We start from the raw sequence: 15,237 nt of genomic DNA on the forward strand, positions 1-15,237 counted from the left end.
GTCTGCCAACGCCCAATAAAAAAGCCCCCGGAAGATGATCTTCCGGGGGCTCTCTTAGCGTTCATGCACCACTGGAAGATCCGATCGTCTTCCAGCACACATCGCCTGAAAGACTAGTCAGGATGATGGTGATGGTGGTGGTTGTTAAACTGAACGCGTGTCATAAAATTCTCTTGTTGAATGCTTATTCAAAACCTGTCTTAACCGTAAACCATACCGGGGAGAGAAGGCAAGGGCTTTTTTTCATCATTAAAACCTTTCATATTCACTACATCAATTGTCAGCCCGCGGCGGCTGGCGTAGCCTGAAAAGATGCAGGCGCAAAGACGGAGCAGGAGAGAGAAATGAAAAAGGTCGCGATTGTCGGATTAGGGTGGTTGGGCATGCCGCTGGCGCTCGCGCTTAACGCCCGTGGCTGGCAGGTTGCCGGCAGCAAAACCACAGCCGACGGCGTGGAAGCCGCGCGCATGTGCGGTATCGAAAGTTATCAGCTTGAGCTGTTGCCGGAAATGGTATGCGACAGCGACGATCTGGAGGCGCTGTTTAACGCCGACGCGCTGGTGGTGACGCTGCCCGCGCGGCGTACCGGCGGCAACGGGGAGTATTATTTGCAGGCGGTACAGCAGGTAGTGGACAGCGCGCTGGCGCACCAGATCCCACGCATTATTTTTACCAGCTCCACCTCGGTGTACGGTGAAGCGGAAGGTATCTGTAAAGAGACCACGCCTGCTAATCCGGTGACGGAAAGCGGCCGCGTGTTAAGAGAGCTTGAGCAGTGGCTGCACAATTTACCGGGCACGTCGGTGGATATTCTGCGCCTCGCGGGGCTGGTGGGGCCGGGGCGTCATCCGGGCCGCTTCTTTGCCGGAAAAATGGCGCCGAATGGCGATCATGGCGTCAATCTCGTGCATCTTGAGGACGTGATCGGCGCGATTACCCTTCTGTTGCAGTCGCCGAAAGGCGGACACATTTATAATCTGTGCGCCCCGCAGCACCCGGCGCGCGCCGAGTTCTATCCGGTGATGGCGCGCCAGCTTGGCCTTGAGCCGCCGCGCTTTAGCGAAAGCCCGGCGGGCACCAAAGGCAAGCTGATTGACGGCAACCGGATTTGCCATGAACTGGGGTTCGAGTATCTCTACCCGAACCCGTTGGTTATGCCAATGGAGTAAGCGCCTGATGGTCGGCCTGCCAGACGCGGCAGGCCGCCACAAAGGCGTCAAACATCTGCTTTGAGAGCGGTTCGTCATGCAGCGCGCCCCATTCCGGGTGCCACTGTACGCCGAAGGCGAACGGGTGCTCAGGAATACTGATAGCCTCAATCAGCCCGTCGTCAGCCCGCGCTTCGATAAACACGCCCGGCCCCACCTCGCGTATCCCTTGCTGGTGCAGCGTATTGACCCGCACGGTTTCACCGGGCGTTACCCAGCTATCGAGCCAGCCGCCAGGCGTAATCTCAAGCCCGTGCACCGGCGCGAATTTCTCCTCCGGGCTGCCGCTCGGGTTGACTTCATGCTCACGCAGCCCTTCAACATTGTGTAGCTGTCGCCAGAGCTTGCCGCCGGTGGCTACAGCCATTTCATGCACGCCGCGGCATGAGCCGAGCAGCGGCAGGCCGGTATTGAGCGCATGGCGCACCAGCATCAGCGCCAGTTTGTCGCGCCCCGGATCGTTGCTGGTTTCCTGCGCCTCCTCGCCGTAGTGGTGCGGTTCAATGTTGCACGGGCTGCCGGGGAGAAAAATCCCGCTCAGCGATTTCAGGGCCGCCGCCAGATACAGCGGGTCATCCGCCAGATGGTGAGGCAGGGGTATGGCTACGGCGCCTGCGTGGTAGAGCGGCGCCAGGTAAAGGTTTTCTACGGTTAAGATCAACTGTCCTTGCTGATTACTCTGACACATCAATACGCCAATCAACGGCGGTGTGTTTACGGTCATGCTTGCTGGCCTGTTTCGCTGGGATACAGATCCTGTAGTTGAGCATTCGCAGCGGGTCAACTTTCCACGCGCCCGCTCTGGCGGAACTTTCGCCTTGAGCTATGTTTTGATCACGGGCGTTATTTGAGCGGTTTTCGCCATCCTTCTTCGCGATACCACGTAGCCGATCCGCTTTTTTTCCTGGCGTTAACGTCCCCAACATACCGATGAGAATAATGTTGCCTCCGTCTTTTTGGGCGGAGGCTTTTTGCGCACAGGAGTCAATGATGCAAAGCAACGAGCAGTGGCAGGAGAGACGCGAGCAGGCGGTGCCGCAGGGCGTGGGCAACGCGCTGCCGGTATTTGTCGCGCGGGCAAAGAACGCGGAAATCTGGGATGTGGAGGGGCGGCGCTATATCGATTTCGCCTCCGGCATTGCGGTGCTCAATACCGGACACAACCACCCGGCGGTTATCGCGGCGGTGAAGGCGCAGCTCGATAATTTTACGCACCCCTGTTTCCAGGTGACGCCTTACGGAAATTACATTGAACTGGCGGAGCGGCTCAATACGCTGGCCCCCATCAGCGAGCCCTGCCAGACGCTGTTTCTTTCGACCGGCGCCGAGGCGGTGGAAAACGCCATCAAAGTGGCGCGTATCGCCACGGGGCGCTCGGCGATAATTGCGTTTCGCGGCGCGTTTCATGGCCGCACGCTGCTTGGCATGGCGCTCACCGGCAAAGTGCAGCCCTACAAAAAAGGCTATGGCCCGTTCCCGGCAGGTATTTACCACGCGCCTTATCCGGCGGCGTATCTGGGCGTGAGCGACACCCAGGCGCTGGCGTCGCTGGCGGGGATTTTCGCCGCGGACGTGGCGCCGGAAGAGGTTGCGGCGATTATCATCGAGCCGGTGCAGGGGGAGGGCGGGTTTTACGCCGCGTCTGCCGAGTTTATGCAGCAGCTGCGCGCCCTGTGCGATAAACACGGCATCGTGTTGATTGTCGATGAGATCCAGAGCGGCTTCTGCCGTACGGGCAAAACCTTCGCCATTGAACATTCAGGCGTCGAGCCGGATCTCATTACCATGGCGAAAAGCCTGGCGGGCGGCTTCCCGCTCTCGGCGCTGGTGGGTAAAAAGGCGCTGTTTGACAAGGCGCTGCCGGGTGGGCTTGGCGGCACCTACGCCGGGTCGCCGGTGAGTATCGCGGCGGCGCTGGCGGTGACCGATCTCATCGAAAAGGAGCATCTGAACGAGCGCGCCGTCGCCCAGGGCGAACTGCTGATGAGCCGCCTGCGCGAACTGGCGCAGGAGTATGACTTTATCGGCGATGTGCGCGGCGTTGGCGCGATGGTGGCGATGGAGCTGGTGCATGAGCGCGACAGCCATCGCCCGGATAAAGAATTGACCCAGCAACTGGTGCAGGAGGCAGGGCGTCAGGGGCTGATTTTATTGACCTGCGGCGTGCGTGCGAACGTCATTCGTTTTCTTGTTCCGCTGACCGCCGAGAAAGAAATTGTGACAGAAGGTCTCAACGTCTTGTCATCCTGCCTCAAAGTGGTGCAAAATACGCGCCCTGCAAAATAAGATATTAACCGACGTCAACGCGTCGGTTATTTTTTTGCAGTCAAGAGCATCGTAATTAAATTCAAGAGGCCGGGCTTCGTACCGGATAGATACTTACTTAAAATCCGACAGTTGTTGTCGCTGAGGAATACAGAAAATGGGGCAATTTTTCGCTTATGCGGCGATGTTCACCGTAAAGGAGAATAATTATGTCGCTTAACGCAACTCCAAAAACCTCTCGCGTGGAATTACGTAAAACGCTTACGTTGATTCCGGTTGTTATGATGGGCCTTGCCTATATGCAACCTATGACGCTGTTCGATACATTCGGTATCGTATCCGGCCTGACGGACGGCCATGTGCCGACCGCCTACGCCTTCGCGCTGGTCGCGATCCTCTTTACCGCGCTGAGCTACGGCAAACTGGTCAAACGCTTCCCGTCTGCGGGCTCGGCGTACACCTACGCGCAGAAAGCGATTAACCCGACCGTGGGCTTCATGGTGGGCTGGTCGTCGCTGCTCGATTACCTGTTCGCGCCGATGATCAACATCCTGCTCGCGAAAATTTACTTTGAAGCGCTGGTGCCTGGGATCCCGTCGTGGATTTTCGTGGTGCTGCTGGTTGCGTTCATGACCGTTTTCAACATGCGTACCCTGAAAGGCGTGGCGAACTTCAACACCATTATCGTGGTGTTGCAGGTGGTGCTGATCGCCGTGATTCTGGGCATGGTGATTTACGGTGTGGCGCACGGCGAAGGCGCGGGTACGCTGACCAGCTCACGGCCGTTCTGGTCTGAGAATGCGCACGTCATCCCGATGATCACCGGGGCGACCATTCTGTGCTTCTCATTTACCGGCTTTGACGGCATCAGCAACCTGTCGGAAGAAACCAAAGACGCTGAACGCGTGATCCCGCGCGCTATCTTCCTGACTGCGTTGATTGGCGGCATGATCTTTATTTTCGCGACGTACTTTATCCAGCTTTACTTCCCGGATATCTCGCGCTTTAAAGATCCGGATGCATCTCAGCCGGAAATCATGCTGTACGTGGCGGGCAAAGCCTTCCAGGTCGGCGCGCTGATTTTCTCCACCGTGACCGTACTGGCTTCCGGTATGGCGGCGCATGCAGGCGTTGCGCGTCTGATGTACGTGATGGGCCGTGACGGCGTGTTCCCGAACCGCTTCTTCGGCTACGTGCATCCGAAATGGCGCACCCCGGCGCTGAACGTGGTGTTGGTGGGCGCGATTGCGCTGATGGCGATTAACTTCGACCTGGTGATGGCGACCGCGCTGATTAACTTCGGTGCGCTGGTGGCGTTTACCTTCGTGAACCTGTCTGTGATTTCGCAGTTCTGGATCCGCGAAGGCCGCAACAAGACGCTGAAAGACCACTTCACCTACCTGCTGCTGCCGGTCTGCGGCGCGCTGACCGTGGGCGCTCTGTGGCTGAACCTGGAAGAAAGCTCAATGGTGCTGGGCCTGATCTGGGCGGGTATCGGTGTGGTTTACCTGGCGTGCGTGACCCGCAGCTTCCGTAACCCGGTACCGCAGTACCGTGAAGATATCGCGTAATTACAGCGATACGCACAGCAAAAAGGCTCCCGTCGGGAGCCTTTTTTGTTGGCGGTGGTTTTGGTCGGGGCGGCGGATGGGGATGTCGATGGCGTGGAGCGGCGGGTGCGCGTTGCTTACCCGCCCTACAAATTCCCAACCGAAACACGCACCCGCCATTTTCCCGTCAGGCCGTCCCCCGCGCTTACCCGACAATCTCCTGCGCATACTGATACAACGCTTTTAACAGCGCCGTTTTCTCTTTGTCGCTCTCGTACTGGTTATAGAGCATCTCTAATTCCTGGGCATACGTCTGGAGGAATTCCGGCGTAAACACATCGCGGCGGTGCGCAAGCCAGCGCTCTTGTTCCTGCTCGCTGAGCGTGCCGGGGAAATTGCGCGCCCTGTAGTTAAACAGCAGCTTCCCGATCCGCTTATCCACGAACGTAATATCCAGCGCCGGCAGATTCTGCGGCGGCGTTTCCAGCACGATACGCATCGCGGCGCGATCGGCGTCGCTGAAAAAGCCGTCGTAGAGCTGCGCATCCACGTTATCGGTGGGCGGGAAGGGCGGGGCTTCGGCAAACAGCGCCACCAGCTTTTCGCGCACCTGCGGCGAATCGCGCAGCACCTTCAGATTATCCAGACAACGCTGGCGGTCGATGCCCAGACGCTCTGCGTCTTCCGGGCGCAGCGTATTGGCCTGCGCCAGCACCGGACACTTATTAAGATGCACCAGCTTCACCGGCACCGGGCTCGCGTCGTTAAGCGCCGCTTTCGGCGTATAGAGCCGCTCGCGCAGGTCGTCGGCGTTCAGCTCCAGCAGCGGGCTGATATCGCCTGCCAGATCCACCACAATCACCGCGTTACGGTTGTCCGGATGCCAGGCGATGGGCGCTATCCAGCTGGTATTCCCGCGCCACGCGCCGAACATGCCAGAAACATGCACCAGCGGTTTCATCTGGACGATATCAACGAGCGTCGCCAGCTTTTGCTTACTGCGGTAGGTGTAGAGATAGTCAAACATCCGCGGCTGGCGGGTTTTCACCAGCTGCGCCATCGCGATGGTGGCGTAGACATCCGCCATCGCATCGTGCGCGTTGGCGTGTTCAATCCCATTGGCGACGGTTAAATGCTCAAGACGAAAGCTTGGCAGGCCGTCGCTGTTTTCCGGCCAGACGATGCCTTCCGGTCGCAGCGCGTAACAGGCGCGCATTACATCCAGCAGATCCCAGCGCGAGTTATCGTTCTGCCAGCTCCAGGCGTAAGGATCGTAGAAGTTGCGATAGAAAATATTACGCGTCACTTCGTCATCGAAGCGCACGTTGTTATAGCCGACCACGCAGGTTTTCGGCACGGTAAACAGCGCGTGAATGCGTCTGGCGAAGTCGGCTTCGTTTTCGCCGCGCGCGCGCGCCACCTGCGGCGTGATGCCGGTTATCAGCACCGCTTCCGGCTGCGGGAGATAATCGTCGGCGGGCTTGCAGTAAAAGACGTCCGGTTCGCCGATGACCGTGAAATTCTCATCGGTGCGCAGGGCAGCAAACTGCGCCGGTCGATCCAGCGAGGGGCTTTTGCCGAAGGTTTCGTAATCGTGGAACAGAAAAGTCGGTTGCGCGGCAGAATCAGACACCAGGTCACCATCCAGAGTAAGTAAAAAAACAGGGCTATGGTAAACCATAGCCCTCTCCGGAAGAAGTGGCAGCGGTCTTAAGGCATGACCTGCTCCGGTTGCACCGGTTTGCGGGTAATCAGCCGTTTGCCGAGCGCAATGCCTGGTTTTTCGACGCGATGGAAGAGAACCGTCGCCAGTCCGTACGTCACCGGCAGGCTAATGGCCGCGGCAATCAGCAGGCGCACCGGCGAGGCGTGTTGTTCAAACGCGCTGTGCTCCACCAGTAGCCCGATAACCGGAATGACAATCATCAGATGCAGCAGATAGACCGAATAGGAGACATCGCCCAGGAACTGGCTGATACGACGCGTCAGCAGCCAGCGCGGCAGCCGCATCGCCTGATGCAGCAGCGAGCTTGCCTGCGCCTGCCACAGCAGCGCGCCGAGGCCGGCAATCATCACGCACTGGGCGATAAGACGAACCGGCGTCACCGCGATATGCATCTGCCAGGCCAGCACCGGCGCCAGAAACGCCAGCAGCAATAACAGGCGGCGGCTGTCGCGCACGGCGGCGGCAATCAGCATGCCCGCGACAAACAGCGGCAGCTTAATCAGGATCATCGAGGGCATCGGGAACGCCTCGAAATACCCCGGCAACGCCCAGCGCGCGCCAAAACAACCCACCATCACCGCGAAAGCGGCGGCGAAGAAGCCCCAGCGCATCACCAGCAGCATAATGAACGGGAACAGCACGTAGAACTGCATTTCGAGCCCGATGCTCCAGTCCGGCAATACCGTGCGGAACGAATAATAAGGGATAGCGCCGAAGACAAACGAAATATGCGCGAGAATATTGCCTGCGGAGGTATCGGCATAGCGCTGGCTTTCGGTTTGCGTCGACGGCCAGGCCTGGGCGATGACGTCGCGCCATTCGCCGAACGCCGCGCCGAAAATAAGCGCCAGCAGCAACAGGAAATAATAGAGCGGCGCGATGCGGAAAAAGCGCCGCAGCCAGAAATTACGCATAGTATGGCCACTGGTCCACGGCTCAATGTCCCGTCGTTCCATATAATTTTTCGCCATCAGAAAACCCGACAGCAAAATAAATAGATCGACGCCCATACCCGGATCGTATAACAGAGGAATGCGGCACTGCACCAGCAGACAAATATGCCCCAGCAGTACCCACAGCGACGCGAGGCCGCGTAACCCCTCTAGCTCCGGCGACCAGCTTTTACCCTGCGCCATACTCCTTCTCCTCAGCCTTTTAAAAGTCACCAGGCTAAAAAGAGTCGGCCTCTATAACAATCGGAAGAGTACGTGAAATGTTTATTATCAGATTTTCCGCAGCCCGGTAATCAGGGATAAGCGAAAAGCCAGAAATTTCGGTTAAGACACGTCTTATTCATATTTCCTTGCAATTTACCGGAGCAAGGAAATACAAACTGCCGTAAAAAAGGCGCCCCATCGCGAAGTTACAGAGGATATGCTGTTGAAATTTAGACCAATGATTGCCGCTTCCTGCATCATGCTGGCCGGTATTACCGCGCAGGCGCACGCCGCCGCGCTTTCCATGCCGCAGCCGCCAGCCATTATGGCGGGTAGCTATGTGTTGATGGATTACACGACCGGACAAATACTGGCGGCAAATAACGAACATCAACAGCGTAACCCGGCGAGCCTGACCAAACTAATGACCGGCTATGTAGTGGACCGCGCCATCGACAGCCATCGCATCACGCCGGATGACGTGGTCACGGTCGGGAAAGACGCCTGGGCGAAAGATAACCCGGTGTTCGAAGGCTCGTCGCTGATGTTCCTGAAGGCGGGCGATCGCGTCACGGTGCGCGACCTCAGCCGCGGTCTGATTGTCGATTCCGGCAATGACGCCTGCGTGGCGCTGGCGGATTACGTGGCGGGCGGCCAGCCGCAGTTCGTCTCGATGATGAATGACTATGTCCAAAAGCTCGGCCTGAAAGACACCCATTTTGAAACGGTGCACGGTCTGGACGCGCCGGGGCAGCACAGCTCCGCTTACGACCTGGCGGTGCTGTCGCGCGCCATCATTCACGGCGAGCCCGCGTTTTATCATATGTACAGCGAAAAGAGCCTGACCTGGAACGGCATCACCCAGCAGAACCGCAACGGCCTGCTGTGGGATAAGACGCTCAATGTCGACGGGCTGAAAACCGGCCACACCTCCGGGGCGGGCTTTAACCTGATTGCCTCCAGCGTCGACGGCAAACGCCGTCTGATCGCGGTGATTATGGGGGCTGACAGCCCGAAAGGGCGCGAAGACCAGGCGCGTAAACTGCTGCACTGGGGGCAGCAGACTTTCGACACCGTGGAGATCCTGCAAAAAGGCAAAAAAGTGGGCACCGAGCGCGTCTGGTACGGCAAAAACGAGCAGGTGGCGGTCGGCACCGATCGCGATTTCTGGCTGACGCTGCCGAAGGCGCAGCTCGCCAACGTGAAGGCGAAATATCTGCTCGATCGCGAGCGCCTCGACGCGCCGCTGGACGCCAATGAAAAAGTGGGTGAGATAGAGCTCTATAACGGCGATACGATCATTGCGCGTATGCCGCTGGTGACGCTTGAGAAAGTGAAAAAGGGCGGCGTGTTCTCGCGCTTTGGCGACTGGCTGCACCTGACGCTGTAACCGTTTTTTGCGAACGCGAAGGCGCTCACAGACGCTCGGATGAGCGCCGCACACTATACTCGCTATTTTGAACAGCGAGGAGTGAACATGGATTACACCATCGAGCATGTCTTAACGCGTAAAATTGCCGGTTTTCATCTGGTCGGCCCGTGGGAGAAAACAGTGCCGCAGGGGTTTGAACAGCTCACGCTGTGGGTGGATAACTTCCATATCCAGCCGCAGGCGTGGCTGGCGGTTTATTACGATAATCCGCAGCAGGTCGCCCCGGAGAAGCTTCGCGCCGATACGGTGGTTGAGGTGCCGGCGGATTTCACCCTGCCGGAGAACAGCGTCGGCGTTATCCTGACGGACCTGCCGGGCGGTCAGTATGCGGTGGCGCGCGCGCGCGTTGAGAACCACGATTTCGGCACGCCGTGGCTCGCGTTCTTTACCCGTCTGCATCAGGACGTGCGTTACCAGATGGCGGCGCGTCCGTGTTTTGAAATCTATCTCAACGATGGTAAACGGGACGGCTACTGGGAGATAGACATGTATATCCCGGTGCAAACCTCAGGCGAATAACCCACTGGCGCCCCCGTTGTCACGGCGGGCGCGATTTTTTGTTAAGCAAATGGCGAAATTACGTTAATTCCTCGATTATTCGTCCACCTTTTCCGAAAATTTACAGCTTTTCCCCGATTTTTGTCAGAAAATAACGCCCCTCATTTTCAGGCGCTTCGCCTGAATCGACGTTTCATCAAGGCTGTTAACGGGAAAGAAAGCGTGCGTGCTGATAAATCGCTCTCCTCTTTTGAAATTCGTCTCTACGAGCATTACCGCATCGTGCATGGCGTGCGCATTGCGCTGGCGTTTATCCTGACATTTTTACTGGTGCGGATGCTGAACGTGCCGGAAGGCACCTGGCCGCTCATCACGCTGGTGGTGGTGATGGGGCCCATCTCGTTCTGGGGGAATGTCGTACCGCGCGCGTTTGAACGTATCGGCGGCACAATTCTTGGCGCAGCGCTGGGCCTGGTGGCGCTGCAACTCGAAGGCTGGTCGCTGCCGCTGATGCTGCTGTGGTGCGCGCTGGCGATGTTTCTGTGCGGCTTTCTGGCGCTCGGCAAACGGCCTTATCAGGCGCTGCTGATTGGCATCACGCTCTCGGTGGTGGTCGGCGCGCCGCAGGGCGATATGCTGGTTGCGCTCTGGCGCGGCGGTGATGTGATTTTCGGTTCGCTGCTGGCGATGCTTTTTACGAGCCTCTGGCCGCAGCGAGCATTTATCCACTGGCGTATCCAGATGGCGAAGTTTGTCGGCGATTTCGCAAAGATTTATCACGCCGGGCTGTCGCCCAACCTGGTGGAGCGCCCGCGGCTCGATAAGCCGCTACAGAATATGCTTGGCAGTGTGGTGAAGCTGCGCGCGTTTATCACGCCCGCCAGTAAAGAGACGCACATTCAGCGGGCGATTTTCGAAGCGATTCAGACCACCAGCCGCAATATGGTCTGTACGCTGGAGATGCAGATCAACGCCTGGTGGGCCTCGCGGGAAAGCCATTTTCTGATGATTAACGCCCGTACCCTGCGTGATTCGCAGCAGATGACCGAAAACACGCTGGCGGCGATTGCCGAGGCGCTGCGCGAAGGCAACCCGTCGCCGGTCATGGCAAACCGTGAGAAGCTGGTGGAAATTGCCCTTGAACTGCGTGCGCTGATGAAAGAGGGGCAGCAGAGTGAACTGGTGGAAACGCCGATTCACGGCTATGTATGGTTAAGCATGGAACTGGCGCAGCAGCTGGAGCGCCTTTCACAGCTCATCTGCCGGGCGCTGCGCAAATAATCCGCAGACGGCAGGCGCTTGTTTCGATTCAGCGCCGTTTCAGAGTATGATAGCCGCAGGCATCCTGAACGGGATAAAACCATTGTCATCAACCGCCGCTGCCAGTAAGGTTTACGCTATGCGGTTGTTTTAACGAATCCGAGTCTTATATTCAGCAGGGGTGTAAAAATGGAAAACAGCAAACCTTCATTCCAGGACGTTCTTGAGTTCGTACGTCTGTTCCGCCGTAAGAACAAGCTGCAGCGTGAAATTCAGGACGTCGAGAAGAAAATTCGTGACAACCAGAAGCGCGTGCTGCTGCTCGACAACCTGAGCGACTACATTAAGCCGGGCATGAGCGTGGAAGCCATCCAGGGCATTATCGCCAGCATGAAGAGCGACTACGAAGACCGTGTTGATGACTACATCATCAAAAACGCCGAGATCTCCAAAGAGCGCCGCGAGATTTCGAAAAAGCTCAAAGCGATGGGCGAGCTGAAAGTGCACGAGCCGAAAGGCGAAGAATAAGTTTAAAAAAACCGCTTCGGCGGTTTTTTTATGTCTGCGGCGTGGCGCACGTCTCTGTTGGTTGGCGAATCTCCAAAGCAAAAAGCCCGCTAAAAAGCGGGCTTTTTGAATCTGTTTTTAGCGGGTGCGCTTTCGCTATGAACAGCCTGATAAGCTAAACGCCGTATTGCATTTTCCGCTTATTCAGACTGGGGAATTTCCGATGCGCGTACCACCAGAAAATCCCGTGAAATGCGTGCGCCTCTGTCAACCGTAATGAGGTCATGGACAAAATAAGCGAATATTTCCGGCGTCGCAGTAAACCAGGGCTGCGGTGGCGCTTCTCCAAGATAAGCGTTAATCCTGCACTGGTGAAACCACTTCGCCCGCTGGTAGGCAGGCTCGTAAACATCCGGGAAGAGCCACATCTGTGTATCATGCGGGCCGGGGTGTTCAATCGTGTTAATCAATGCGCGAGCGGCATCATTAATTTCATTTAACCAGCCCCAGTGGCGGTCCAGGACCTCTGTTTTATTCTGGACATTCATCGCCTGCTCCTTGCCCTGCGGGGTTATTCCCAGCAGCCCGGCGCTGCTGCCTGCCGCCAGCGTGATTTCTGCCTGACGCTTCTCCAGCCGCTGGCGCTCACAGCGGTACTGATAATATTGCAGCCCCAGCCACTCAAAATAGCTGTCGAGATGCAGGTTTTGCGTGGAAGGGCTGACGGCTTTGTACCACACGGCTTTCTGATAACGCTGCACCCACTGCTCCACGGACGCGTTTTTAACGTTATCCTGCATGATGAAATAGCTGGCGACAGTTTCAGACACTTGCTGCAATGTCCGAAAATCAGGAAACGGCACGCCAGCCATCGTCGCTTCCCGGTACATACGCTGCAGGGCGACCCGGCATAACTCTGCACTGGGTTTTTGTTCGCCGGGTTTCAGCCCACCGCCGATATCTTCGCTACAGCCCGGCATTAGCTCTTCCCGATGTTTAGGATGATTACTGCCAAGCCGGTACAGGCACCGCCATACCCGCCGCTCATGCGCCGCCACCAGATGCAGCGCATTTTTTACCGCCTCCGGTAATACCGAAAAGTGGTCGATATATTTTCTACCAAACATCACGCTGAGCGAGCGTAATGGCCCGCCAGCGGCGCTGATAACGTAGTCCAGGCCATTATTGTTACTGGCGGCAGTGTCCCGCGAACAGTCAAACAGCCCGGTAAAGATAATATCTACCGGAATACCCTGCCAGGTGTAGCTGTCGCCTTGCTTCTGGCACATCTCGCTCAGAAATTCATCAATAAATTTCCGCACCAGCGTGCCGCCAAGATCGAAACCAAACAGGGAGACGGAGATAAGTTTGATGGGAACTTCGCTACTGGCTTTGGCTCTTTCAAAATATTCTTTAAAACGCACTTCGGCAGACGTTATCCGTGTATCCACGCCTGTGACCAGAATATCAGCAACCAGTGGGTTATCACGTATACAGGGCGTCGCTTCAATACCGACTTTTTTTACGATATCAGTACCAATACCCGTCATCAGATTACGCCATTCAGCAGGATTAAGCAGTTTCTTACCGCTCTCTTTTAGAACCTCATACCAGTTATTGCCCTTCAGTATTTCTTTACCAGCGTCTTTTGCCATCTCTTTGGGCTGATCTTTTAAATCATCCAGCGCAGTGTCTTGCGCGCTATCCATAAGGGTGTGAAGTTTTGTGGTTAAATCTTCATGGAAGGGGGTGCCGAGACCTGAGAAATAAAGCTTTGAGTAACTTATATGTGAAGTATTCATTTGGGGTGTTGGATAAGCTCTGAACAAGCGCGCAATATTACTCAGACGACGATTCGGCGCATCATGCTCGAGATTACGACCTACACCATCAAAAAAGAAACCGATATGCCAGATACGGGAACAATTACCAAGATTATGCTCACTGTCCTGCTGGGCGCGGCTTGCTGCCGCTATTAGACTTTCTATATCCATATCCATTTTTTCCCTTTAACTCTTCGGTTGTTTGATGTTATCCGGGCGCTTCTCATAGGGTGACCAGGCATCCTTACTCCAGCCCAGCAGCACTTCATCACCCGGTAAGAAATGGACATGTAAATTATCCTCGCCCCATTCACGCTTCGGGAGTGGTATAACGACACGGCGAGTTTCTAAACGCATACCTTTCAAATACTGCTCGTGCGTTATATCTAACGTCCAGATAACCTCCGCCGTCTTACCTTCAATGCTGCCGCAACAGGTAACACCCCCGGTATCAGATGAATAAGGGTTTGAGGGATCCCGAACAAAAGCATTTCCTCCCGCCACACCATTAACACTAAAACCCAAAACAGGGCGATCAAGATCGCTATGAATTATTAGCGTTACCGCCCCGGTTGGTGGCCCCCAGATGCTTGCCCATACCAGCCACGCGGCGTATATCATTACTGGCAGTGATAACCCAAACCAGATCCATTTGCCCCAGCGTGCATATCCCCGGTTAACTGCCATATCTATTTTTTCGAGCCGACTATAAAATCCCATTTTTATTCCTTGTCAGTGTGACGTTTATTTTTAGGTGGTTTTTGTTTACACACTTATTAAATGTTAACCAGACGTTGCGCCGTAACGCCCTTCCAAATATTGCGGCCAACGCCATCAGAAAAGAAACCGACATGCCAGATACGTGAACAATTACCAATATTATGCTCACTGGCCTGCTGTGCGCGGCTTGCCGCCGCAATTAAAGTTTCGATATCCATTATTGCAATTCCTGACTATTAATCTGTTTTTTTTATAAAGAGAGTCTATATTCGGATGTGAGAATCCTGATCCCCACCATAAATAAATTTTATCCTTTGCAAGGAAATAAACATGCAAATAGTTTTCTCCCCATTCTCGCCTCGGAAGTGGCATAAGGACACGGCGAGTTTCTTTACGCATTCCGGCATCATACTGAGCGCGAGTGGTACTCAACGTCCAGATAACCTCTGCTGTCTTACCTTCAATACTGCCGCAGCAGGTAGCACCACCACCGCCATGGGCTGATGCATTAGAACCCGCCACGCCATTAACACTAAAGCCCAGAACCGGACGATCCAGTTCGCTATGAATTATCAGCGTTACCGCCCCGGTTGGCGGTCCCCAGATGCTTGCCCATACCAGCCACGCGGCGTATATCATCACTGGCAGTGATAACCCAAACCAGATCCATTTGCCCCAGCGGGTATATCCCCGGTTAATTGCCGCATCTATTTTTTCCAGTCGACTATAAAATCCCATTTTTATTCCCTGCCAGCCTGGCTTTCGTCTGCGGATATTAAACTTTAAAAAATCATGAAATATTGATCAGACGATGCTCCGGTGTGTGCCGTTGAACCTTACGGCCGATGTCATAGGTTTAGGCACCTTTCTGGAATAAGCTCACTGGTCTGCAACAGCGCTACTGTGCCGGGGTGATGCTGGCATTATCAAACAGCGAGTTGTACCCGATGCACGCTGATAGTTACTGACGACGCAGAAATTTATTTTTAAAGGTTTTTTATGGCATGTGGGTTTTACATCATAAGAAATGCATCAGGCGCGGAATTTATGAAGCAGAGAAGCCAGAAAATACAGCAGGAAGAGGTGGAACG

The 15,237-nt window shown here is 55.7% G+C and carries 14 protein-coding genes and 1 other annotated feature; of the genes, 7 read left to right on the plus strand and 7 right to left on the minus strand.

Annotation, left to right across the window (positions count from 1 at the left end; translation table 11 throughout):
* Window positions 1–15: 15 nt before the first annotated feature.
* Window positions 16–138, minus strand: a sequence feature (His leader region).
* The gene (gene hisL / locus AB8W27_RS07355) at window positions 114–164 is read right to left on the minus strand and encodes a his operon leader peptide (RefSeq protein WP_071601073.1); all 51 of its coding nucleotides are present in this window, start codon (window positions 162–164) and stop codon (window positions 114–116) included. (Overlaps the previous feature by 25 nt.)
* 180 nt (window positions 165–344) lie before the next feature.
* Between hisL and AB8W27_RS07360 the strand changes: the two genes are divergently transcribed.
* A complete protein-coding gene (locus AB8W27_RS07360) occupies window positions 345–1,169 on the plus strand; it encodes an SDR family oxidoreductase (protein ID WP_015741758.1) in 825 nt (274 codons plus the stop codon).
* On the opposite strand, the gene AB8W27_RS07365 is transcribed toward AB8W27_RS07360, so the two are convergent.
* On the minus strand, window positions 1,153–1,932 hold the full coding sequence (locus AB8W27_RS07365; protein ID WP_041923720.1) for a gamma-glutamyl-gamma-aminobutyrate hydrolase family protein: 780 nt from the start codon (window positions 1,930–1,932) through the stop codon (window positions 1,153–1,155). The two genes, AB8W27_RS07360 and AB8W27_RS07365, sit on opposite strands and share 17 nt — an antisense overlap.
* A gap of 266 nt (window positions 1,933–2,198) precedes the next feature.
* Here AB8W27_RS07365 and gabT point away from each other — a divergent pair, with 266 nt between their 5' ends.
* Both gabT and AB8W27_RS07375 read left to right on the plus strand, forming a co-directional pair.
* Window positions 2,199–3,494, plus strand: coding sequence for a 4-aminobutyrate--2-oxoglutarate transaminase (gene gabT, locus AB8W27_RS07370; protein ID WP_041923719.1), 1,296 nt, complete (start codon window positions 2,199–2,201; stop codon window positions 3,492–3,494).
* A gap of 188 nt (window positions 3,495–3,682) precedes the next feature.
* Window positions 3,683–5,044 (plus strand): APC family permease, encoded by a 1,362-nt coding sequence (locus AB8W27_RS07375; protein ID WP_007769163.1) that lies wholly within the window; start codon window positions 3,683–3,685, stop codon window positions 5,042–5,044.
* 184 nt (window positions 5,045–5,228) lie between these two features.
* Here the strand turns inward: AB8W27_RS07375 and sbcB are convergent, their stop codons facing one another.
* Both sbcB and AB8W27_RS07385 read right to left on the minus strand, forming a co-directional pair.
* Window positions 5,229–6,656, minus strand: a complete 1,428-nt coding sequence (sbcB, locus tag AB8W27_RS07380; protein WP_041924187.1) for an exodeoxyribonuclease I — start codon at window positions 6,654–6,656, stop codon at window positions 5,229–5,231.
* A gap of 77 nt (window positions 6,657–6,733) precedes the next feature.
* On the minus strand, window positions 6,734–7,885 hold the full coding sequence (locus AB8W27_RS07385) for an acyltransferase (RefSeq protein WP_015741754.1): 1,152 nt from the start codon (window positions 7,883–7,885) through the stop codon (window positions 6,734–6,736).
* 244 nt (window positions 7,886–8,129) lie between these two features.
* On the opposite strand from AB8W27_RS07385, the gene dacD reads away from it, so the two are divergent.
* The 4 genes from dacD to AB8W27_RS07405 all read left to right on the plus strand — a co-directional run bounded on the left by dacD (window position 8,130) and on the right by AB8W27_RS07405 (window position 11,624).
* Complete coding sequence (dacD, locus tag AB8W27_RS07390) at window positions 8,130–9,296, plus strand: serine-type D-Ala-D-Ala carboxypeptidase DacD (RefSeq protein WP_041924186.1); 1,167 nt, start codon at window positions 8,130–8,132, stop codon at window positions 9,294–9,296.
* 87 nt (window positions 9,297–9,383) lie between these two features.
* On the plus strand, window positions 9,384–9,857 hold the full coding sequence (gene sbmC / locus AB8W27_RS07395) for a DNA gyrase inhibitor SbmC (protein WP_015741752.1): 474 nt from the start codon (window positions 9,384–9,386) through the stop codon (window positions 9,855–9,857).
* Between the two features lie 201 nt (window positions 9,858–10,058).
* Window positions 10,059–11,117 carry an FUSC family protein gene (locus tag AB8W27_RS07400; RefSeq protein WP_007769177.1) on the plus strand — a complete coding sequence of 353 codons (1,059 nt, stop codon included), beginning with the start codon at window positions 10,059–10,061 and terminating at the stop codon, window positions 11,115–11,117.
* A gap of 168 nt (window positions 11,118–11,285) precedes the next feature.
* Window positions 11,286–11,624, plus strand: coding sequence for a DUF496 family protein (locus tag AB8W27_RS07405; RefSeq protein ID WP_004385327.1), 339 nt, complete (start codon window positions 11,286–11,288; stop codon window positions 11,622–11,624).
* A gap of 179 nt (window positions 11,625–11,803) precedes the next feature.
* On the opposite strand, the gene AB8W27_RS07410 is transcribed toward AB8W27_RS07405, so the two are convergent.
* The 3 genes from AB8W27_RS07410 to AB8W27_RS07420 all read right to left on the minus strand — a co-directional run bounded on the left by AB8W27_RS07410 (window position 11,804) and on the right by AB8W27_RS07420 (window position 14,884).
* Window positions 11,804–13,597, minus strand: a complete 1,794-nt coding sequence (locus AB8W27_RS07410) for a phospholipase effector Tle1 domain-containing protein (protein WP_041924185.1) — start codon at window positions 13,595–13,597, stop codon at window positions 11,804–11,806.
* Window positions 13,598–13,612: 15 nt separating this feature from the next.
* Entirely contained in the window at window positions 13,613–14,146 is a 534-nt protein-coding gene (locus AB8W27_RS07415) for a DUF3304 domain-containing protein (protein WP_015741749.1), read from the minus strand.
* A gap of 165 nt (window positions 14,147–14,311) precedes the next feature.
* Window positions 14,312–14,884 carry a hypothetical protein gene (locus AB8W27_RS07420; protein WP_282913994.1) on the minus strand — a complete coding sequence of 191 codons (573 nt, stop codon included), beginning with the start codon at window positions 14,882–14,884 and terminating at the stop codon, window positions 14,312–14,314.
* Between the last annotated feature and the right edge of the window lie 353 nt (window positions 14,885–15,237).

Source organism: Cronobacter turicensis (assembly GCF_041222865.1).
GTDB classification, from domain to species: domain Bacteria; phylum Pseudomonadota; class Gammaproteobacteria; order Enterobacterales; family Enterobacteriaceae; genus Cronobacter; species Cronobacter turicensis.